Source organism: Tabrizicola sp., from assembly GCF_022842145.1.
In the GTDB taxonomy this organism is placed as follows: Bacteria; Pseudomonadota; Alphaproteobacteria; order Rhodobacterales; family Rhodobacteraceae; genus Tabrizicola.
Genome location: NZ_JALHQD010000003.1, coordinates 325,176 through 345,544 on the forward strand (window position 1 = coordinate 325,176; position 20,369 = coordinate 345,544).

General features: G+C 66.6%; 22 protein-coding genes and 1 tRNA gene. 14 read left to right on the plus strand and 9 right to left on the minus strand.

Features of this window, described 5'->3' with window-relative positions; genetic code table 11:
• Positions 1 to 61 precede the first annotated feature (61 nt).
• Positions 62 to 136, minus strand: a tRNA-Thr gene (locus Q0C42_RS09715).
• A gap of 291 nt (positions 137 to 427) precedes the next feature.
• On the opposite strand from Q0C42_RS09715, the gene murA reads away from it, so the two are divergent.
• The 6 genes from murA (at position 428) to Q0C42_RS09745 (ending at position 5,313) form a co-directional block, all read left to right on the plus strand.
• Positions 428 to 1,696, plus strand: coding sequence for a UDP-N-acetylglucosamine 1-carboxyvinyltransferase (gene murA, locus Q0C42_RS09720; protein ID WP_295074643.1), 1,269 nt, complete (start codon positions 428 to 430; stop codon positions 1,694 to 1,696).
• On the plus strand, positions 1,693 to 2,166 hold the full coding sequence (locus tag Q0C42_RS09725) for a DUF2948 family protein (RefSeq protein WP_295074644.1): 474 nt from the start codon (positions 1,693 to 1,695) through the stop codon (positions 2,164 to 2,166). The genes murA and Q0C42_RS09725 overlap by 4 nt, the downstream gene beginning before the upstream one ends.
• Positions 2,167 to 2,286: 120 nt before the next feature.
• Positions 2,287 to 3,588, plus strand: a complete 1,302-nt coding sequence (gene hisD / locus Q0C42_RS09730) for a histidinol dehydrogenase (RefSeq protein WP_295074645.1) — start codon at positions 2,287 to 2,289, stop codon at positions 3,586 to 3,588.
• Positions 3,589 to 3,657: 69 nt separating this feature from the next.
• Positions 3,658 to 4,302: a glutathione S-transferase family protein gene (locus Q0C42_RS09735; protein WP_295074646.1), complete on the plus strand. Its 645-nt coding sequence runs from the start codon at positions 3,658 to 3,660 to the stop codon at positions 4,300 to 4,302.
• Between the two features lie 50 nt (positions 4,303 to 4,352).
• The gene (locus tag Q0C42_RS09740; RefSeq protein WP_295074647.1) at positions 4,353 to 4,829 is read left to right on the plus strand and encodes a UPF0262 family protein; all 477 of its coding nucleotides are present in this window, start codon (positions 4,353 to 4,355) and stop codon (positions 4,827 to 4,829) included.
• Between the two features lie 4 nt (positions 4,830 to 4,833).
• Positions 4,834 to 5,313, plus strand: a complete 480-nt coding sequence (locus Q0C42_RS09745) for a low molecular weight phosphatase family protein (protein ID WP_295074648.1) — start codon at positions 4,834 to 4,836, stop codon at positions 5,311 to 5,313.
• Positions 5,314 to 5,336: 23 nt separating this feature from the next.
• Here Q0C42_RS09745 and Q0C42_RS09750 read toward each other — a convergent pair whose 3' ends face one another.
• Positions 5,337 to 5,729: a helix-turn-helix domain-containing protein gene (locus tag Q0C42_RS09750; protein ID WP_295074649.1), complete on the minus strand. Its 393-nt coding sequence runs from the start codon at positions 5,727 to 5,729 to the stop codon at positions 5,337 to 5,339.
• Between the two features lie 97 nt (positions 5,730 to 5,826).
• Between Q0C42_RS09750 and Q0C42_RS09755 the strand changes: the two genes are divergently transcribed.
• A complete protein-coding gene (locus tag Q0C42_RS09755) occupies positions 5,827 to 6,657 on the plus strand; it encodes an SDR family oxidoreductase (protein WP_295074650.1) in 831 nt (276 codons plus the stop codon).
• A gap of 40 nt (positions 6,658 to 6,697) precedes the next feature.
• Here the strand turns inward: Q0C42_RS09755 and Q0C42_RS09760 are convergent, their stop codons facing one another.
• Entirely contained in the window at positions 6,698 to 7,345 is a 648-nt protein-coding gene (locus Q0C42_RS09760) for a hypothetical protein (RefSeq protein ID WP_295074651.1), read from the minus strand.
• Positions 7,346 to 7,387: 42 nt separating this feature from the next.
• On the opposite strand from Q0C42_RS09760, the gene Q0C42_RS09765 reads away from it, so the two are divergent.
• Positions 7,388 to 8,092, plus strand: coding sequence for an endonuclease/exonuclease/phosphatase family protein (locus Q0C42_RS09765; RefSeq protein WP_295074652.1), 705 nt, complete (start codon positions 7,388 to 7,390; stop codon positions 8,090 to 8,092).
• Between the two features lie 223 nt (positions 8,093 to 8,315).
• Here Q0C42_RS09765 and ade read toward each other — a convergent pair whose 3' ends face one another.
• Positions 8,316 to 10,016 (minus strand): adenine deaminase, encoded by a 1,701-nt coding sequence (gene ade / locus Q0C42_RS09770; RefSeq protein WP_295074653.1) that lies wholly within the window; start codon positions 10,014 to 10,016, stop codon positions 8,316 to 8,318.
• 76 nt (positions 10,017 to 10,092) lie between these two features.
• On the opposite strand from ade, the gene Q0C42_RS09775 reads away from it, so the two are divergent.
• Positions 10,093 to 11,037 (plus strand): DMT family transporter, encoded by a 945-nt coding sequence (locus Q0C42_RS09775; protein ID WP_295074654.1) that lies wholly within the window; start codon positions 10,093 to 10,095, stop codon positions 11,035 to 11,037.
• A gap of 73 nt (positions 11,038 to 11,110) precedes the next feature.
• On the opposite strand, the gene Q0C42_RS09780 is transcribed toward Q0C42_RS09775, so the two are convergent.
• Positions 11,111 to 12,229 (minus strand): aromatic ring-hydroxylating dioxygenase subunit alpha, encoded by a 1,119-nt coding sequence (locus tag Q0C42_RS09780; protein ID WP_295074655.1) that lies wholly within the window; start codon positions 12,227 to 12,229, stop codon positions 11,111 to 11,113.
• Positions 12,230 to 12,380: 151 nt separating this feature from the next.
• Between Q0C42_RS09780 and Q0C42_RS09785 the strand changes: the two genes are divergently transcribed.
• Positions 12,381 to 12,506 carry a hypothetical protein gene (locus Q0C42_RS09785; protein WP_295074656.1) on the plus strand — a complete coding sequence of 42 codons (126 nt, stop codon included), beginning with the start codon at positions 12,381 to 12,383 and terminating at the stop codon, positions 12,504 to 12,506.
• On the opposite strand, the gene Q0C42_RS09790 is transcribed toward Q0C42_RS09785, so the two are convergent.
• The gene (locus Q0C42_RS09790; RefSeq protein ID WP_295074657.1) at positions 12,503 to 12,835 is read right to left on the minus strand and encodes a DoxX protein; all 333 of its coding nucleotides are present in this window, start codon (positions 12,833 to 12,835) and stop codon (positions 12,503 to 12,505) included. The two genes, Q0C42_RS09785 and Q0C42_RS09790, sit on opposite strands and share 4 nt — an antisense overlap.
• Positions 12,836 to 12,914: 79 nt before the next feature.
• Positions 12,915 to 13,376, minus strand: coding sequence for an Lrp/AsnC ligand binding domain-containing protein (locus Q0C42_RS09795; RefSeq protein WP_295074658.1), 462 nt, complete (start codon positions 13,374 to 13,376; stop codon positions 12,915 to 12,917).
• Between the two features lie 105 nt (positions 13,377 to 13,481).
• On the opposite strand from Q0C42_RS09795, the gene putA reads away from it, so the two are divergent.
• The 4 genes from putA to Q0C42_RS09815 all read left to right on the plus strand — a co-directional run bounded on the left by putA (position 13,482) and on the right by Q0C42_RS09815 (position 19,275).
• Complete coding sequence (gene putA / locus Q0C42_RS09800) at positions 13,482 to 16,931, plus strand: bifunctional proline dehydrogenase/L-glutamate gamma-semialdehyde dehydrogenase PutA (protein WP_295074659.1); 3,450 nt, start codon at positions 13,482 to 13,484, stop codon at positions 16,929 to 16,931.
• Positions 16,932 to 17,249: 318 nt separating this feature from the next.
• Entirely contained in the window at positions 17,250 to 17,993 is a 744-nt protein-coding gene (locus Q0C42_RS09805; protein WP_295074660.1) for a rhomboid family intramembrane serine protease, read from the plus strand.
• A 55-nt stretch (positions 17,994 to 18,048) separates the two neighbouring features.
• Positions 18,049 to 18,735, plus strand: a complete 687-nt coding sequence (locus Q0C42_RS09810; protein ID WP_295074661.1) for a DUF1194 domain-containing protein — start codon at positions 18,049 to 18,051, stop codon at positions 18,733 to 18,735.
• A gap of 117 nt (positions 18,736 to 18,852) precedes the next feature.
• Complete coding sequence (locus Q0C42_RS09815) at positions 18,853 to 19,275, plus strand: L,D-transpeptidase (protein ID WP_295074662.1); 423 nt, start codon at positions 18,853 to 18,855, stop codon at positions 19,273 to 19,275.
• A 41-nt stretch (positions 19,276 to 19,316) separates the two neighbouring features.
• Here the strand turns inward: Q0C42_RS09815 and Q0C42_RS09820 are convergent, their stop codons facing one another.
• Positions 19,317 to 19,763, minus strand: coding sequence for a DUF6691 family protein (locus Q0C42_RS09820; protein ID WP_295074663.1), 447 nt, complete (start codon positions 19,761 to 19,763; stop codon positions 19,317 to 19,319).
• The gene (locus Q0C42_RS09825) at positions 19,760 to 20,206 is read right to left on the minus strand and encodes a hypothetical protein (protein ID WP_295074664.1); all 447 of its coding nucleotides are present in this window, start codon (positions 20,204 to 20,206) and stop codon (positions 19,760 to 19,762) included. Before Q0C42_RS09825 ends, Q0C42_RS09820 begins: the two co-directional genes overlap by 4 nt.
• Between the last annotated feature and the right edge of the window lie 163 nt (positions 20,207 to 20,369).

The following is a 20,369-nucleotide window of genomic DNA, read 5'->3' on the forward strand; positions in this document are numbered from 1 at the left end:
ACACAAACAAGACCTGCAAGACCCTGTTTTTGCTAACCTACGGATATCCTAGGGAAGAAAATGGTGCTGCAAGAGAGGATTGAACTCTCGACCTCTCCCTTACCAAGGGAGTGCTCTACCACTGAGCTACTGCAGCGCCGTTGATGGGCGGGTGATTAGTCGTATTCCAAACGGGGCGCAAGGGGGATTTGGCGGGATTCCTGACCGTCTCTGGACCCGTCGGGCACCTTGGGGTAGAAGCCTTGGCCATGCGCAGCCCTTCGGACCCGCCTGATCGCGAAAAGGCCCGGAAACCGGCAAGCCCGCCCAGCCGCGATGATCGGCTCAAGGCGGCCTTGAAGGCCAACATGGCGCGCCGGAAGGCACAGGCAAGGGCGAGGGGTGCTGCAGACGCGCCCGGAGAACCCGAGAAAAAGGAGTAGGGCAGATGGATTCGATTCTGGTGCGCGGCAATGGGGCCCTGTCGGGGGCGATCCCGATCGCGGGGGCAAAGAATGCGTGCCTGACGCTGATGCCGGCGACCCTTCTGTCGGACGAGCCGCTGACGCTGACCAACGCGCCGCGCCTGTCGGACATCCGCACGATGACGCAGCTTCTGCAGTCGCTGGGGGCCGAGGTCGCCAGCCTGCAGGACGGGCTGGTCCTGGCGCTGTCGTCGCATTCGATCACCAATTTCAAGGCCGACTACGACATCGTCCGCAAGATGCGCGCCTCGATCCTTGTGCTTGGCCCGATGCTGGCCCGCTACGGCGCGGCGACGGTGTCGCTTCCCGGCGGCTGTGCCATCGGGGCGCGGCCGGTCGACCTGCACCTCAGGGCGCTGGAGGCGATGGGGGCCGAGCTTGACCTGCGTGACGGCTATGTCCACGCCAAGGCCCCCGGCGGCCGCCTCAAGGGCGCTGTCGTGGAGTTCCCCTTCGTCTCGGTCGGGGCCACGGAAAATGCGCTGATGGCGGCGACGCTGGCCAAGGGGACCACGGTCCTGAAGAACGCCGCGCGCGAACCCGAGATTGTCGATCTTGCCCGCTGCCTGAAGAAGATGGGTGCCAAGATCGACGGCGAGGGCACCTCGGAGATCACGATCGAGGGCACCGACCGTCTGGGGGGGGCCACTCACCAGGTGGTGACCGACCGGATCGAGCTTGGGACCTACATGCTGGTCCCCGCGATCTGCGGGGGCGAGGTGGAATGCATCGGCGGCACCTTGGAACTGGTCGGCGCCTTCGCCGAAAAGCTGGATGAGGCCGGGGTTTCGGTGACGCAGACCAACCGGGGGCTGAAGGTTGCGCGCAAGAACGGCCGGGTCAAGGCCGTGGACGTGATGACCGAACCCTTCCCCGGATTCCCCACCGATCTGCAGGCGCAGATGATGGCGCTTCTTTGCACCGCCGAGGGCACGTCGGTGCTGGAGGAAAAGATCTTCGAGAACCGCTTCATGCACGCCCCGGAACTGATCCGCATGGGTGCCAGGATCGACGTCCATGGCGGCACCGCCACCGTCACCGGCGTCGAAAAGCTGAAGGGTGCGCCGGTCATGGCGACCGACCTGCGGGCCAGTGTCTCGCTGATCCTTGCCGGGTTGGCGGCGGAAGGCGAAACCGTAGTCTCGCGCGTCTATCACCTGGATCGCGGGTATGAACGGGTGGAAGAAAAGCTCCGCGCCTGCGGGGCTCATATCGAGCGCATCCAGGCATGACCGACGCGACATTCCAGGAAGGTGGCGAAGCCCCCCTGCGCCTTGTGGCGCAGGATGCCGAGGATCTGAAAGTCATCTCGACCCTGGTGCAGGACGCCGTGCTTCCGATGACCGAGCTGAAGTTCGACGCCAAGCGCCACCGCTTCGCGCTGATGCTGAACCGCTTCCGCTGGGAGGACCGGTCCCAGGCCGAGCAGGTGGGACGCCCTTACGAACGGGTCCGTTCGGTGCTTGTGGTCGAGAATGTTCTAAAAGTGCAAAGCTTTGGCTTTGATCGGGCAGATCAGGACCTGGTATTGTCGCTTTTGTCCTTGGACTTCACCGCCGGAGAGGAAGGTGCCGGTCGTCTGACGCTCACGCTTGCGGGCGACGGAGCGATCGCTCTGGATGTCGAGGCGCTGGAAGTCCGGCTGGATGATGTGACCCGGCCCTATCGCGCACCGTCTGGCAAGGTCCCGCGCCACGACTAGGCAGGGGCCACAGGTCATTGAAGACTTTTGCAAGTTCCTGCGAAGGAATTTGGCCCGCGCCACCAGCCTTGAGCCTGACCTTGCACCGCGCTATCTGACCCCGACAAGCCGGAGGCCGCGATGCCCGTTTTCCTGACCACCACCGACCCGGATTTCGAAACCGCCTTCGCCGCCCTTCTGGGCCAGAAGCGGGAAGAGGCCGAGGACGTCGACCAGGCCGTCGCCACCATCATCGCGGATGTCCGGACCCGCGGCGATCAGGCGGTGATCGACCTTACTGCCCGGTTCGACCGGCTGGCCCTGACCCCCGAGACGCTTGCCTTCACGCCTGCCGAGATCGCGGCGGAGATCGCAAGGGTCAGTCCCGAAGACCGCGCCGCGCTGGATCTGGCGGCCGAGCGAATCCGCGCCTACCACGCCCGGCAGAAGCCGCAGGACGAAAGCTGGACCGACAGCGCCGGGGCCACGCTGGGCTGGCGCTGGACGCCGGTTTCTGCGGCGGGCCTGTATGTGCCCGGCGGCACGGCGTCCTATCCTTCCAGCGTGCTGATGAACGCCATTCCGGCCAAGGTCGCGGGCGTCGAGCGCCTTGCGATCGCCTGCCCCACGCCGGACGGCAAGGTGAACCCGCTGGTCCTTCTGGCCGCCCAGATTGCCGGGGTGGACGTCATCTACCGCATCGGCGGGGCGCAGGCCGTGGCGGCGCTGGCTTACGGGACCGAAACCATCGCTGCGGTGGACAAGATCACCGGCCCGGGCAACGCCTTCGTCGCCGCCGCCAAGCGCCGGGTCTTCGGCCGCGTCGGCATCGACATGATCGCCGGCCCGTCCGAAATCCTGGTGATCGCCGATGCCGACAACGACCCCGACTGGATCGCGCTGGACCTGCTAAGCCAGGCCGAACACGACGAAAGCGCGCAGTCGATCCTGATCACCCCCAGCGCCGCCTTTGGCGATGCGGTGGCCAGGGCCGTCGCCAAACGGCTGGAAACGCTGGAGCGCCGCGCCATAGCTGGGGCCTCCTGGGCGCAGAACGGCGCGGTGATCGTCACACGCGACCTGTCCGAGGCGGCGGCGCTATCCAACCGCGTCGCCCCCGAGCATCTGGAGCTTTGCGTGCCCGACCCCGAGGCACTGGCCCAGGAAATCACCCATGCCGGCGCGATTTTCCTTGGCCAGTACACGCCCGAGGCCATCGGCGATTACATCGGGGGTCCGAACCATGTCCTGCCGACGGCGCGGTCGGCGCGCTTTTCGTCGGGGCTGTCCGTGCTGGACTTCATGAAGCGCACCACACTGGCGAAGATGACGCCCGAGGCGCTGAAGGCCATCGGCCCTGCCGCGGAACGGTTGGCAAAGTCGGAAAGCCTGGAGGCGCATGGCCTGTCGGTCCGCGCCCGGCTGGACCGTCTGAACGGCTGACGTCGGGGCCAGGACTGCTTTACCACTGCGACGGAGAGGTGCAGGGTAGCCGGAACCGAAAGGCCCGCCATGCCCACGCTTTACTACTCGCGCAACCCGAACCCCCGCCTTGCCGCCGCGGTCGCCCGCTATCTTGACGCGCCGGTAACGCTGGAATGGGCCGCCCCCTTCGACCCCGACCAGGCCCCCTTTTTCCTGACCCTGAACCCCGCCCAGAGCATCCCCATCCTGGTGGAGGACGACACCCCGCCCCTGTGGGAAGCCGATGCCATCGCCTGCCGACTGTCGCAGCTTGCCGGCTCGGACTTCTGGCGTCAGGGCCGGGATCAGCCCGACATGATCCGCTGGATCAGTTGGGGAAAAGAGAATTTCGTCCGCGCCTGCGACATGGTGCAGTTCGAACTGGGGACCAAACGGCGCTATCATATCGGGCCCAGCGACCTTGCGATGATTGCCGAGGGAACCGCCCGCTTCCACGAGGCCGCCCCGATCCTTGACCGCCACCTGGAAGCCCGCGACTGGCTGACCGGCACCACCCCCAGCCACGCCGACTTCCGCATGGCGAGTTTCCTGCCCTTCAACGGCATCATGCGGCTGCCGCTGTCGGACTATCCCGCGCTTGACGCCTGGTACGCCCGGCTGGCCGCAATCCCCGCCTGGGCTGACCCGTTCCAGGGCCTGAACACCCCCGAACTGCCCCCGGTCCCCGCTTGACCCAGCCCGCATCGTCATTGCATCACGGGCGGAACGCCCGGGGACCTCACATGAACCGCATCTGCCAGATCGACATCGACGAGAAGGGCCTTGTGCGCCCGACACCCGAGATCGAACAGGAACGCCGCGTCGCGATCTACGACCTCCTGGAGGAAAACTCCTTCATCCCCGCCCGACGCCCCGACCGCGAGATGCCCGAAGGCCCCTACCGCGTCCTCCTGGCGATCCGCGAGGGTCGGCTGGTCTTCGACATCGCCACCGAAGGCGGAGAGAAGGCCGCCGAATTCCACCTTTCGCTCGGGCCGTTCAAGCAGGTGGTGAAGGACTACTTCCAGATCTGCGAAAGCTATTTCGATGCGGTGAAACGCCTGCCTCCCAGCCAGATCGAGGCGATCGACATGGCCCGGCGCGGCATCCACAACGAGGGTGCGTCGATCCTGCGCGAACGGCTGGGCGGCAAGGCCGAGGTCGACACCGACACCGCGCGCCGGCTCTTCACCCTGATCTGCGTCCTGCACTGGGGCTGACGCTTTGAGCGATTTCCCCCAGTCGGTGCTGTTCTGTTGCGACCACAACGCCGTGCGCTCCCCGATGGCCGAGGGGCTGATGAAGCAGATGTACGGCCAGCGCGCCTATGTCCAATCCGCCGGGGTGAAGAACGACATGGAGGTCGACGGCTTTTCCGTCGCGGTCTGCCAGGAGTTGGGGATCGAACTCAGCCGCCACCGCTCGCGCAGCTTCGAAGAGATGAAGGACTGGGGTGATGATCTCAGCCAGTTCGACCTGATCATCGCACTCTCCCCCGCCAGCCAGCGCATGGCACTGGAGTTGACCCGCTTCCACCATCTGGCCGTCGAATACTGGCCGATCCTCGACCCAACCGGCCTTGGCGAAACGCGCGAGGCGAAGCTTGCGGCCTACCGTCAGGCGAGGGACCAGATCCGCACGCGGATGCTGGACCGTTTCGGCCCCCCAACCGAAACCGGCGAGACCGGGTCCGTCACAGCCTAGGGTGGGCGATCCGCCCACCGCCCTCATTCCGCCGCCAGCGCCATCTTTCCTGCGATGACTCGCGGCAGGGCGCCCTCGATCCAGCCGACCAGCGCCACAACATGCGCCGCCGCCTCGCGGCCAAGCGGGGTCAGTTCGTAATCCACATGCGGCGGCACCACCTGATGCGCCGTCCGCAGCACGAACCCGTCCGCCTCCAGGTCCTTCAGGGTCTGGCTCAGCATCCGCTCGCTCACCCCACCGACCTTCCGCCGCAACTCGGCAAACCGGTGCGACCCCGTCGCCAGGGCCACCATCACCAGCGTGCCCCACCGGTTCGTCAGGTGGTTCAATATCGTGCGCGACGGGCATTCCGCCGCCAGCACGTTCGCCAGCTTCAATCCGTCCAGCAAGACCTGTGCGTCCCGGTCCATCATGCTGTGCGCTCCTTCGGCATACTAACAGATTTGTGCGTACTTCCTTTTCGTAAGTAAACCCGTATGTCTCCTCGTGTCAACCAAAAGGAGCATCCCCATGACCATCGCCATCACCGGAGCCACCGGCCAGCTCGGCCGCCTTGCCATCGCCGCCCTCAAGGCCCGGGGTGCTGCCCCCATCGCGCTGGCCCGCGACCCGGCCAAGGCCGCGGACCTGAGCGTCGAGACGCGCGCCTTCGACTACACCACGGCCGATCCCGCCGCGTTGAAGGGAGTGCGCACCCTCATCCTCATTTCGTCGAACGATCTCAGCGACCGCGTTGCACAGCACAAGCGCGTCATTTCGGCCGCAAAGACGGCAGGCGTCACGCGCATCGTCTATACCTCGCTCCTGAAAGGCGCGGCGAACCAGATGCAACTGGCGCTGGACCATGGTCCGACCGAAGCGGCCCTGATCGACAGCGGCATCGCCCATACGGTGCTGCGGAACGGCTGGTACACCGAGAATTACACCGGTGCCCTCGGCGCCGTTGTGGAACATGGCGCCATGATCGGCGCGGCGGGCGAAGGGCAGGTGTCCTCGGCGGCCCGCAAGGACTATGCCGAAGCGATTGCCGTGGTGGCACTGGACGACGGCCATGCGGGGCAGGTTTATGAGCTTGCAGGCGATGCCGCGCACAGCGGGGCCGATCTGGCTGCGGCGGTGGCCAGCGCGACGGGCAAGCCGGTGGCCTATGTGAACCTGCCAGAGGCGGGCTATGCCGCGGCGCTGGAAGGATTTGGCCTGCCGCCGATCCTGGCGGGTGCACTCGCCAATAGCGAAACCTGGGCTGCGAAGGGCGCACTTTACGACGACAGCCGCACGCTCTCGCGCCTGATTGGCCGCCCGACGACCCCCATCGCCGAAACCATCGCGGCCGCGCTCTAAGCGCCTTTAGCCCACGGGGCGGGGTGTTTCGGTGCCCCGCCTAACCGCGCTTCTTGCGGGCAAAGACCTTGCGAAAGCGCGTCCGGTTGGTCTGGATGAACAGATCGAACGGCGCGCCCAGGCGACCCGCCCCGTCCAGCAGATAGATCACCCCGGCCACCGCTGCCAAAGCCGCTCCCAGGGTGTTGACGATGAAATCCCCCATCGTGTCGGGAAGTCCGGACTTCATCATGTTGAAGCCGAAGAGAGTGTCCATCGCGTATTCGAAGACCTCCCACAGCACGCCCACGGTCATTGCCAGGCAGAAGGACAAGACCCCCACCGCCCAGGGCGGGGCAGCATAACGGTCGCCCTGGAACAGCATGAAGACCAGAAGGAACCCCAGGATGCCGAAACCCATCGCCGAGCCGAAGTGCAGCGCCAGGTCCCACCACCAGAACCGGTCGTAGAAATCCTGGATCTCGCCCAGATACAGCGTGGCCAGCACGAAAAGCGCGATGGCTGCCAGGAAGCTTGGCGGCAGGCTGAGGCCGACGCGATTGGCAAGCGTCCCGGGCAGGAAGGTCAGCACCAGTGCGGCCAGAGTGACGAAGACCGCCGGCCAGACCCCGCCCCAGATGGCCACCAGGGCTTCCCCAGCCAGCAAAAGCCGGATGCCGTTCAGAACGATGGTCGATGGCGCCGACATTCCACCTCTCCCGATCCCGGTCCCATCCCCTATATTGGGACCATGACCTCTGATTCAAAGCCCAGCCTGCGCGTGGCGTCCTGGAATATCCGCAAGGGTCTTGGCACCGACCTGCGTCGGGACGCGGACCGGGTGCTGGCAGGGATCGCCGCGCTGAAGGCCGACATCGTGGCGCTGCAAGAGGCCGATTTCCGGCTGGGTGACCGGCCCTCGGCCCTGCCACGCGACCGGATCGGCGCCTTGACCGGTCTCGTGCCCCTGCCGATCGGCCGCAATGCCGTCAGTCTTGGCTGGCACGGAAATGCGCTTCTGGCCCGGCCCGGCATCCGTGTCTGCGGGTTGGAGCATCTCGACCTGCCCGGGCACGAACCGCGCGGCGCGGTGATCGTCGATCTCGACACGCCGGCACCGCTGCGGGTGGTGGCGGTCCATCTCGGCCTCTTCCGCGCCGCCCGCCGCCGTCAGCTCGATGCGATCCGCGCCGCCCTCCAACGCCACCCGGTGCGGCCCACGGTGATCCTTGGCGATTTCAACGAACGCTCGCAGCGCGTGGGCCTCGGGCGCATCGCCGGATCCTTCGCGATCCTGCCCACCGCCCCGACCTTCCCGTCGCGCCGTCCCTTCCTGCCGCTGGACCGGATCGTCCATTCCCTGGACCTGGAGCTTGTGCCCCTGATCCATCCGCGCAGCGTCGGCCCGCAAGCCTCCGACCACCTTCCGCTTCTGGCGGACCTGCGCTGGCGCTAGGCCGCCGCCTGGTCCGTCCCTCAGCCTTTCACTTTTGCCCAAATATCCCCGCGCGGAGCGCATCTCCGAGCCGTTGCGCGTCCTTCACGCGCAAAGGGCGAGACACAGGCTTGCGCGCCAGCGCTCCTTTTTGAAACCGATCCCGAAAGCGCCAACTTGCCCGGTCGGGACCCGCCGCCGAAAACGCGCGCCGTAGTCTCCGGATACTCCCAGCCTGGACAGATCAGGGAATGATCTCGAACCGGTCGACGTCCACCATCCCCATATCGGTGATCTTCAGGTGCGGGATCACCGGCAGGGCCAGGAAGGCCAACTGCAGGAACGGCTCCTCCAGCACCACCCCCAGCGACCGCGCCGCCGCCCGCAACTTCACCAACTCCTCCCGCACCTCCTCGAAGCTGAGCAGGCTCATCAGCCCCGCGACCGGCAGCGGCAGCTCGGCCAGGACCCGCCCGCCTTCCACGACCACGAAGCCCCCCTCGATCTCCACCAGTCGGTTCGCCGCGAGTGCCATATCCGTGTAATCAGCCCCCACCACCGCGATGTTGTGGTGATCGTGACAGACGGTCGAGCCGATCGCCCCGCGTGCCAACCCGAACCCCTTCACGAACCCCGTCGCCCGGTTCCCGTTCACCCCATGCCGCTCGATCACCGCGATCTTCACCAGATCACGGGCAATGTCCGGCCGCTTGTCCCCATCCTCGGGCGCGATCTCGAAGGTCAGGTGTTCGGTGATGATCTTGCCCGGCAGGATGCCGATCACCGGCGTCTCGACCCGGTTGCCGCCGGTCCGGAACTGCGCCGCCTCGATCTTCGCCGACTTCACCGAATGCCGCGCCACCGGCTCGGTCAAGCTTCGGCGCGCAAAGGCCGCATCATCCGCCACCACCCCACCCGCCAGCACCAGGCTGGCGTTGCACCTCTCCAGACTGTCGATCACCACGATGTCCGCGCGCTTGCCCGGTGCGATCAGCCCGCGGTCCTTCAGCCCGAATGCCTCCGCCGCCGACAGCGACGCCGCTCGGTAGACCGCCAGCGGGGTGGCCCCCAACTGAAGGGCGGTCCGGATCATGTAGTCCAGATGCCCATGCTCGCCGATGTCCAGGGGGTTCCGGTCGTCCGTACAGAAGGCAAGGTAGGGCGAGAACCGTTCCGTCAGCAGCCCCGCCAGCGCGTGCAGGTCCTTCGAGACCGACCCTTCCCGGATCAGCACCCGCATCCCCTTGCGCAGCTTTTCCAGCCCCTCGTCGAAGCTTGTCGCCTCGTGCTCGGTCCGGATTCCCGCCGCGATATAGCCGTTGAGGTCATTGCCGCGCAGCAGGGGCGCATGGCCGTCGATGTGCCGCCCCTGGAAGGCTTGCAGCTTCTCCAGGCAGTCGGGGTCCTTCATCAGGACACCGGGATAGTTCATGAACTCGGCAAGCCCGATCACCTTCGGATGGTCCATGAAGGGCATCAGGTCTTGGGCCGACAGACGCGCGCCCGTCGTCTCCATATGGGTCGAGGGCACGCAGGACGACAGCTGCACCCGCAGGTCCATTACCAGCTGCGACGCGGACTCAAGAAAGAACCGGATACCCTTGGTCCCGCAGACATTCGCGATCTCGTGCGGATCGCAGATCGCCGTCGTCACGCCCCGAGGCGTCACGCAGCGATCAAACTCGTGCGGCGTCACCAGCGAGGATTCCACGTGCAGATGCGTGTCGATGAAACCGGGCACCAGCACGCGGCCGGACACGTCGATCTCCCGCACGCCGGAGTATGCGCCGAACACCCCCACGATGGTGTCGCCACAGATTGCAACGTCGGTTACCACCAGATCGCCGGTAATCAGGTCGAACACCCGCCCGCCCTTCAGCACCAGATCGGCGGGGACCAGACCACGGCCCTGATCAATTCTGCCTTCCAACGACGCTTTCGCCATGGCGTTCTCCTTTCCGATAAGGGAACCTGAAACTGCCCCCGGCGTCCAGCCATACCGACCCCAGCGGAACTCTTCGATGCAAGCTGCCGAGCCACGCCCGACGCGACCCCTGCGCGGGATCACCTTCAAGCTCTGTTCGGTTCTCGTGTTCATCGGCATGGCTTCGCTGATCAAGGCGACCTCCGCGCATGTTCCGGCAGGGCAGGCGGTGTTCTTCCGGTCGGCCTTCGCCATTCCGGTCATCATGATCTGGCTGGCATGGCGGCGCGAGCTGACCACCGGCCTGCGGACGGCGAACCCCGTCGGCCACCTGTGGCGGGGTGTGGTGGGGACCATCTCGATGGGTCTGGGCTTTGCCGGGCTTGGCTACCTGCCGCTGCCCGAAGTCACCGCCATCGGCTATGCGGCCCCTCTGCTGACCGTCATCTTCGCCGCGATGTTCCTGGGTGAGGAGGTGCGGCTCTTCCGCATCTCCTGCGTCGCGTTGGGCATGGTCGGCGTCCTGATCGTGCTCTTGCCGCGTCTGTCGATCGGACCCGGCAGCGCCAGCATGACCGAGGCTTTCGGGGCGATGCTGGTGCTTGGAAGTGCAGTTTTCACGGCGCTGGCTCAGGTGTTCGTCCGCAAGCTGGTGCACTCGGAAAGCACCGCCGCCATCGTCTTCTACTTTTCGCTGACCGCGACGGCCCTGTCGCTGATCACCCTGCCGTTCGGCTGGGTGTGGCCGACGCCGCTCGAGACGGCGCTTCTGGTCCTTGCCGGCCTCCTGGGCGGGGTCGGGCAGATCCTCCTGACCTCCAGCTACCGCGAGGCGGATGCGTCGCTGGTCGCGCCTTTCGATTATGCGTCGATGATCTTTGCGCTGGCCATCGGCTACTTCGTCTTCGCCGAGATCCCAAGCTGGACGATGCTTGGCGGGGCTGCGCTGATCGTGACGGCAGGTATCCTGATCATCTGGCGCGAACACAAGCTGGGCATCGAACGCGCCAAGCAGCGCAAGGCGATGACGCCGCAAGGGTAACCTTCTCGTTCGACGTCGACTTGTCGTCGGTGCGCCCCGCGAGGAGAAGCCGCAGGCGCACGAGGAGCGCCAGTCACAGCCCCAGCTTGTCCACCACCCAGACGCCCATCGCCTGCACCATGTCGTCCCGCCAGGACAGCGGGCCGGGCTTGTAAAGGGCCGAGCCCAAGGCGCGCTGCTGCTTTTCCAGGATGCCGACGTCTTCCTTAGCCACCCGCTCCCAGCGGTCGTAATAGGGCGCGGCGCGGGTTTCGAAGTCGGGGTGCGCCAAGCGGCTTTCGGGGAAACAGCCGCCGACCTCCAGAAGCGTGCGGTTCTCGCTGACCGGGCGGGTGTTCAGCCACCACAGGCAATCCTGCGCGACGGCGAACTGCACGGTGGGGAAGACCACGGTGAAGTAGGTGCCCTGGCGCGCATCCTCATCCAGGCCGGGGATTGGATCGAAGGGCGGCACCTCGTCGGACAGCGTCGCGATCGACCGGCCCGAGATCACCTGAATGGCAATCCAGTCGCCTTCAGTCTTCGGCGAGCGGGACTGTTGCGCGCCGACCGTGTTCTTGTGGACGATCCCGGTGTGATAGGTCTCGACCGCGTTCTCCAGGATCAGTTTCCAGTTGCAGGCGACGTCCAGCGTGACCCGCCAGGTGCACCGCATCTGGCCCAGCTTGTGGCTGGCCATCCGGTCCGGAAAGTCGCCCAGATGTTCACGCAACGACGGCCCCTCTCGGGTGAAGCGGGCGAAGACAAAGCCCTCCCACTGGTCCAGGTCCAGCGCCACCAGCCCGTTCTCGACCTTGTCGAACCCCTCGGCGTCCTTCATGTCCGGGCAGCCGTACAGGCGTCCGTCGTTCAGGTAGCTCCAGGCGTGGTAGGGGCAGGTGATGCGGCCCCCGACGTTGCCGGACCCTTCCAGCAGGAGCGACCCCCGGTGGCGGCAGTAGTTGGCAAAGCAGCGCATCTGGCCGTCGTTCCCCCGGATCAGCACGATTGGCCCGCCGGGGCTGTCGAAGGCGCGGTAGTCACCCGGCTGGGAAAGCTCCTCGGCCCGGCACAGGAAGAACCAGTGTTTCAGGAATACCCGCTCACGTTCGGCCTTGAAGATCGCCGGGTCAGTGTAAAACCCCGCCGGCATCGACCGGGCGCGGCTCAAGGGCTCGGTGGCGGCGGCGATCTCGGCGCGGTCAAGGCTCATCTGCGACTCCCTTCAGTGGCCGAAGTGTGCCGCCATCGGCCTGCGTCTGACAAGCCTGTGACTCGGGCCAAAGACGATACCCCGTGCAAAGCCGATGCGGCAGGTCTAGGATCGGTTTGCGCCCATGAGGGGCGGCCAGGAAAGGGACAACATGGCCAAGGGCATGAACAAGCGCAAGGAAGTGAAGAAGCCGAAGAAAGAGGCTGCAAAGGCCCCGATCAAGGTGGCGTCGAGCGCCTCCAAGGTGACGATCTCGCCGGGCAAGGAAAAGGACTAGGCCTTTCGCGCGGCGGCCAGCACCAGAAAGCCGCCCGCCAGCGCCCAGTTCTTCACGAAGATCGACATCTGCCAGCCATCCTGCGGCAGAAAGTGGAACAGGCTGGTCAGCGCGCAGTAACCCGCCGCGACCAGCGCCGCGCGCCGCACGGTGGGCGGCCAGATCAGTCCCAGGGCCAGGTCCAGGTTCAGCATAAGGGCGGGCCAGACCAGCCAGCCCGGCGCCGCGTACCCGGCCAGCAAGCCTTGCGCGGCAGCCGGTGCCAGCGCCTTTTGCACAGCGCCCGCCAGAAACAGCGCCGCCAGCAGGATACGTCCCGCAAGGTCCATCTTCGCCTCCCTTTGTCTCCGGAAGCTACGCAGGTTCGGCGGGTAAGTTGCGTAGGGTGGGCGATCCGCCCACCGCCGGTCAGAAGACCTCCTTCACCGCCTCCATCGCGACGTAGGTCGAGGTGCTGGCGACATGGGGCAGGGCGCTGATCACCTCGCCCAGGACCCGGCGGTAGCTCTGGATGTCGGCGGTGCGCACCTTCAGAAGGTAGTCGAAGCTGGAAGCCATCATGTGGCACTGCTCGACCTCGGGCACCACCAGCACGGCCTTGTTGAACGCCGTCAGCGCGGCCTCGCGCGTGTCAGAGAGCCGCACCTCGACGAAGGCCACATGCGACTGGCCCATCTTGATCGGGTCCAGGATCGCGCGGTAGCCGGTGATGATGCCCGCTTCCTCCAGCCGTTTCATCCGGGCCTGGGTCGGTGACTTTGACAATCCGATCCGGCGCGCCAGTTCTACAGCAGCAATGCGGCCTTCGGTCTGCAGGACCCGCAGGATAGCCAGGTCGAAACGGTCCAGATCGGCGCGGTCGTTCGGCATGGTTTTTCCTTGGTTTTCCCCAACTCCTGCCCGCATAACACATGATCTTCAGGAAAACAGCCTGCGAATTTCGGGTTATGCTGGGCGGAAAGAAAGGTGCCTGCCATGAAAACCCAGACCTCCCCCTCTGCCTGGTCCGTCATCACCACGGGCGCCCTGACGGACGAGACGGCATTGGTGCAGCGCCTGGTGGCCGAGGCGGCGCTGGACGCCCCCGCCCGCGCCGCCATCGTGGCCGAGGGCGCCGATCTGGTGCGGCGCATTCGGGCCAGCGCGAAGCCGGGATTGATGGAAGTCTTTCTCGCGGAATACGGCCTTTCCACTGACGAGGGCATCGCCCTGATGTGCCTGGCCGAGGCACTGCTGCGGGTCCCCGACGCCGAGACGATGGACGCCCTGATCGAGGACAAGATCGCCCCCTCCAACTGGGGCCGGCATCTGGGCAAGTCGGCCTCGTCGCTGGTCAATGCCTCCACCTGGGCACTGATGCTGACCGGCAAGGTGCTGGACGACGCCGAAGGCGGCATCACCCGCCACCTCCGCGCCGCCGTCAAGCGGCTGGGCGAACCGGTGATCCGCACCGCCGTCTCCCGCGCGATGAAGGAAATGGGCCGCAACTTCGTCTTGGGCGAGACGATCGACAAGGCGATGGACCGCGCGGAAGAGCTGGAGGCCAAGGGCTATACCTACAGCTACGACATGCTGGGCGAGGCCGCGCGAACGGAAGGCGACGCGCGGCGTTACCACCTGTCCTATTCCCGCGCGATCACCGCCATTGCGCGCGCCGCCAAGGGCAACGACATCCGCACCAATCCCGGCATCTCGGTGAAGCTCTCGGCCCTCCACCCCCGTTATGAGGTCGCCAAGCGCGAAAGGGTCATGGAGGAACTGGTCCCCCGTGTCCGCGCGCTGGCGTCGCTCGCCAAGGCCGCGGGCCTGGGTTTCAACATCGACGCCGAGGAAGCCGACCGCCTTGCCCTGTCGCTGGAGGTGATCGAAGCCACGCTCTCGGACCCCGCGCTGAAGGGGTGGGAGGGGTTCGGAGTCGTCGTCCAGGCTTACGGTCGCCGGGCCGGGGCCGTGATCGACTGGCTGCACGCGCTGGCAACAAGGCTTGACCGCAAGATCATGGTGCGCCTCGTCAAGGGCGCCTATTGGGACGCCGAGGTGAAGCGGGCGCAGGTCATGGGGCTGGAAAGCTTTCCCGTCTTCACCCGCAAGCAGTCCACGGACGCAAGCTACATCGCCAACGCCCGCAAGCTGCTGTCGCGGACCGACCGCATCTACCCGCAGTTCGCCACCCACAACGCCCATACCGTCGCGGCGATCCTGCACATCGCCAAGGCGCAGGGGCTGACCGCGATGGACTACGAATTCCAGCGCCTGCATGGCATGGGCGAACGGCTGCACGACATCGTCCTGACGGACAACGCCACCCGCTGCCGGATCTACGCCCCCGTCGGCGCGCACCGCGACCTTCTGGCCTACCTCGTCCGCCGACTGCTGGAGAACGGGGCCAACTCCAGCTTCGTCAATCAGATCGTCGATGAGGACGTGGCCCCCGAAGCCGTCGCCGCCTGCCCCCTGACGACCGTGGAGGCCTTGCAGGCCATCCCCAGCCCGGCGCTGAAGACGGGTCCCAACCTCTTTGCAGGACGCAAGAACTCCCAAGGCTGGGACCTGACCGACACCGCCGATCTGCAAGCCATCGAAACCGCCCGCGCGCCCCATGCAGAGGCGCGCATCGACGCCGCCCCGCGCCTTGCGGGACGGGTCGTCGGCGGCCAGCAACTTGCGGTCCTGAACCCCGCGACGGGCGCGCTGGTCGGCCATGTCATGACGGCGGGCCTGCCGGACGTGGACACCGCCCTGCGTCTGGCAGAGCCTTGGGCCGCCGCCCCCCCGGAACGCGCAACCGTGCTGAACCGCGCCGCCGACCGGATGGAACAGGACTTCGGACGCATCTTCGCGCTCTTGTCGCGCGAGGCGGGCAAAACCCTCGCCGACGCCGTCGCCGAACTGCGCGAGGCGGTGGATTTCCTGCGCTACTACGCCAGCCAGATCGCCCAGCCCCACCCCGCGCGCGGCGTCTTCGCCTGCATCAGCCCCTGGAACTTCCCGCTCGCCATCTTCTGCGGCCAGATCGGCGCGGCGCTGGCTGCCGGAAACGCGGTCCTTGCCAAACCCGCCGAGCAGACGCCGCTCATCGCCACCCTCGCCGTCGACCACCTGCTCGCCGCCGGAGTGCCCGCGACCGCGCTCCAACTTTTGCCCGGCGACGGCACGGTGGGTGCAGCACTGACCCGCGACCCCCGCGTGAGCGGCGTGGCCTTCACCGGCTCGACCGAGACGGCGCAGGCGATCCGACGCAGCATGGCCGACCACCTCTACCCCACCGCGCCGCTGATCGCGGAAACCGGTGGGCTCAATGCCATGCTGGTCGACTCCACCGCGCTGCCGGAACAGGCCGTGCGCGACATCATCGCCTCCAGCTTCCAGTCAGCCGGCCAGCGGTGTTCCGCCCTACGCTGCCTTTACGTGCAAGAGGACGTGGCCCACACCGTCAGTGAAATGCTGTTCGGCGCGATTGAGGACCTGAGCCTCGGCGATCCCTGGCACCTTGCAACCGACATCGGCCCGGTGATCGACGCCGAGGCGCAGGCGGGCATCCGCGCCTATGTCGACGCCGCGCGGGCCGAGGGGCGGGTCCTGAAGGAACTTTTGGCGCCGGGGCAGGGGACCTTCATCGCGCCCACGGTTCTGAAGGTCAAAGGCATCCAGGACATGCCGAAGGAAATCTTCGGTCCCGTCCTGCACATCGCCACCTTCAAGGCCTCCGAGATCGACCGCGTCATCGCGGCCATCAATGCCACCGGCTACGGGCTGACCTTCGGCCTGCACTCCCGCATCGACGACCGGGTGCAGCACATCGTCGACGGGATGCAGGTCGGCAATACCTACGTCAACCGCAACCAGATCGGCGCGGTGGTGGGAAGCCAGCCCTTCGGCGGCGAGGGGCTGTCAGGCACCGGACCCAAGGCGGGCGGCCCGCATTACCTGACGCGGTTCACCAAAGCACCGACGCCAGCGGCTGGCGCGGACGATGCCACCACGGCCCCTGACGCTGCCGCAAAAGCCCTGTCCGCGCCCTGGCCCGCCACCGCCCCGCAGGTCCAGGACATGCCTGGGCCCACTGGCGAATCGAACCGTCTGTCCATGACCCCTCGACTGCCGATCCTGTGCCTCGGCCCCAGCCGGGCCACGGCACTGGCGCAGGCCGAGGCGCTGCGCAAGCTGGGTGGTCATGCCGTCGAAGCGCCCGGCCTGGCGCCGGACGCGCTGAAGACGCTGCAAGGTTTCTCCGGCGCGGTCTGGTGGGGCGAGGCCGAGGCGGGCCGCCCTTACGCCCGGGCCCTCGCCCAGCGGCAAGGTCCGATCCTGCCGCTGATCGCCGTACCGGACGCGGGCCATGCGCAGCTGGAGCGCCATCTCTGCATCGATACCACGGCCTCAGGCGGCAATGCCCAGCTTCTGGCTGAGGTAGCCGAAGGCTGACGGCGCCGAATGACCGCCCTGGCAGCGCGCCAGGGCGTACAGCGTGCAATCCGCACCGCCGTTGGCGTAGGTCAGCCGAGCATTCAGCGGCCGCGCAGCAGGTTGCAGACTTGCCGAAAGTTGCAATCTTGAACACGGTGTTTCTCATCCCACTGGGTTGCCCGCCCTCAGGTGCGGTGGTGGGACGCTTCGCAGCGCCCGTTTATTCTCCCTGTGCCCGCCTGATTGTGCGGCCATCATCGCCCAAGACGACATGCGCCACGTCACAAGCCGCAGCTACGCCTTGACGGAGCCCGGCCTATCGGGAAGGCTCCGCGCATGTTTCCGATCCGCGACCACAACCCCTCGGGCCAGACCCCCTTTGTCACTTTCGCGCTGATCGCGATCAACATCCTGGTTTTCCTGGGCTATTTCCTGTCGCTGGACGAATACCAGCTGGGCGAGTTCTTCTGGACCTGGGGCCTGATCCCCGCCCGCTTCCTGTCCGGCGACGGGCTGGAGACGATCCTGACCTCGATGTTCCTGCACGGCGGCTGGCTGCATCTGGCGGGCAACATGCTGTTCCTGTGGATCTATGGCGACAATCTGGAAGAGGAGATGGGGCACTTCGGCTTCCTTCTCTTCTACCTCGCCTGCGGCATTGCCGCGGGCCTCGCGCAGGCGCTGCCCGATCCGGGGTCGGTCGTACCGATGGTCGGGGCCTCCGGCGCCATCGCGGGGGTGATGGGGGGCTACCTCCTGCTCTTCCCCAAGGCCAAGGTCGACGTTCTGTTCATCTTCATCATCTTCTTCCGGATCTTCGCCATCCCCGCCTGGATCGTCCTGAGCATCTGGCTGGCGATCCAGATCTTCTCGGGTGTCTCGACCCCCGGCGACCTTGGCGGCGTGGCCTACTGGGCGCATGTCGGCGGCTTTGTCGCGGGCCTGGCGCTGACGCTTCCGGTGTGGCTGCGCCGGGGGGCGCAGGAGTTCTGGCAGCGGACTGATGGCCATCCGCCGCATCCGGAAACCCAGTTCGAAGCCGCCCGCTCCAACGTCCCCCTGGTCCGCCGTCGCCGCTGAGACGCTTTGCGGATCAGCCGCCCGCGCGTAGGATCAGGGGCGGGAGGCTTCCGCGATGCTTCGCCCGATCCTGTTTGCCGCCTGCCTTGTTCAGCCCGCCCATGCGGACTGCCGTCTGGCGCTGGCGCTGGCGGTGGATGTCTCGCGGTCGATCGATTCGCAGGACTATGTGATCCAGACCGAAGGCCTTGCCGGGGCCCTGTCCGACAAGGACGTCCGCGCCGCGATCTTCGGACCCGAGGGCAATGTGGCACTGGCGATCTACTACTGGTCGGGACGCGGCTATCAGGACCTGATCCAGCCTTGGGTGATCCTGGACAACCCCGAGGCGCTGGACGCCGCGATCTGGGAGGTCCGCCGCACCCCGCGCCCGGCCGCTCCCTTGGCCACCGCGTTGGGCGACGCGCTCAGCTATGGTCTTGACCTGATGTCCGACGCCCCCGACTGCGAGCGCCGGGTGATCGACGTGGCCGGAGACGGGCGCAGCAACGACGGCATCTCTGTCGCCCGCACCTACGAGCGTGAGGATTTCACCGGGATCACCGTCAACGGACTGGCCGTGGGCGAGCATGAAACCGACATCCTGGACTATTACGCGGGCGAGGTGATCCGCGGCCCGGGCGCCTTTGTCGAGCTTGCACCACGCCAGGAAGATTATCCCGATGCGCTCCGCCGCAAGCTTCTGCGCGAGCTTCACGGGCCGATGATCGGACGCCTTTCGGCGCCGTTGTCCAACGGTTGACCGCAAAGCGCCACAGATGCGGGAATCCCGACCTGATTTTCGCCGGTTTTCCGTTGACTGATGCAGTAGTCCGGGAATTCTTGCCGGGGCATTGATCTTGTGTATTCGGAGGTTTCCATGCGCCGCCATTTTGCCGCGCTTCTCTTCACCCTGTCGCTTCTACCCGGGGCCGCCCAGGCCGAAAGGGTCGTGGCCCATGTCTCGATCACGTCGCAACTGATGAAGGTCTACCACGAGGGGCGGCTCCTGTTCACCTGGCCGGTCTCGACCGCCAAGCCGGGCAAGATCACGCCCGCCGGCACCTACGCGCCCGAGTTCCTGTCGAAGAACCATCGCTCGCGCCGCTACAACAACGCACCGATGCCCTTCGCGATCTTCTATGACGGCAACTATGCCATCCACGGCACCGACCAGATCAAGCGTCTGGGCAACCCTGCCTCGAACGGCTGTGTGCGACTGCACCCGGACAACGCGAAGATCCTCTTCGAGATGGTGAAGGCCGAAGGGATGGACAACATGCGCGTCGTGATCGTCCAGTAGGGACGCGGGCAGGCGGCCCTTTGCGTCGCGGAAAGCAACCGCTAGCCGCGGGAGCGCAGGTTCTTCATCGACGCGCGGCCGCGCGCCGTCGCAAGATCATGCACCAGCATCCCGACCAGGGCCGCCGTCGCGAACAGCGCGCCATCGCCAAGGAACTGCCCGCCAGCGACCAGCGCCGTCCCCGGCGAAAAGCCCGAAAGCCCCCAACCCAGCCCGAAGATCAGGCTTCCCGCGACAAGCCTTGCGTCAAGACCTTCGGCTTCAGCGGGAACCGACGGGCCGGGGAGGAGGGGCTGCCCAAGCCGCCGGTGCAGGCGCACCCCGATGAAGGCAACGGCAATCGCCGCAAGAAGTGCCAGGCCAAAGCTCGGGTCCCAGTCCGGACCGGGGCGCAGAAAGGCCTGCACCCGCGCGGGGTCGGCCAGACCCGAGAGGATGAGGCCGCCTCCGCAAAGCAGCCCGCAGGCCAGTGCCGCAAGCCGGATCATGGCGCCACCGTGCCGCTGCGGACCCAGCCGGACGCCATCACACCAACGAGCCCGCCCAGAAGGAGGCAAACCACGGCAACCAGCGCCCGCTTCGACAGCCGCGCGAGCCCAAGGATCGCCTGCCCGCTGATGCCGGTGCTGCCAAGACGCGCGCCAAAGCCGGCAAGCAGCCCGGCCACCAGAACAAGCGGTACATTGGTTGCGCCGCCGGCGTCCGGCAGAGGCACCCAGATCTGCCAGATCGTCGGCGCCAGAACCATCCCGGCCAGAAACGCGATGCTGGCCGCCGCCAGACCCTCGTTTCCGCCCAGAAGGCTGCCCAGCATGTCGGACAGATTCATTGCGCGCCCGGTCAGCACCAAGAGAAGTGCTGCGGAAAGACCGACAAGCCCGCCCCCGATCACCGTGGCGCCCGGCGCGGTCAGTAGCCAATCAAGGATCATCTGGCCTCCCCTCAGCTCCAATGCCGTCCCAGAATGCCCGGTTCCGGCGGCAAAGCAAATCAAAGCGTAGGATCACGCCGGCGAAGCCCATGCCGGCACTTCACTTCGCGGCGTCCCGCGTGTATGCCCGCCCGACTTCTTCAGACCCGTTTCCCCGAACGCC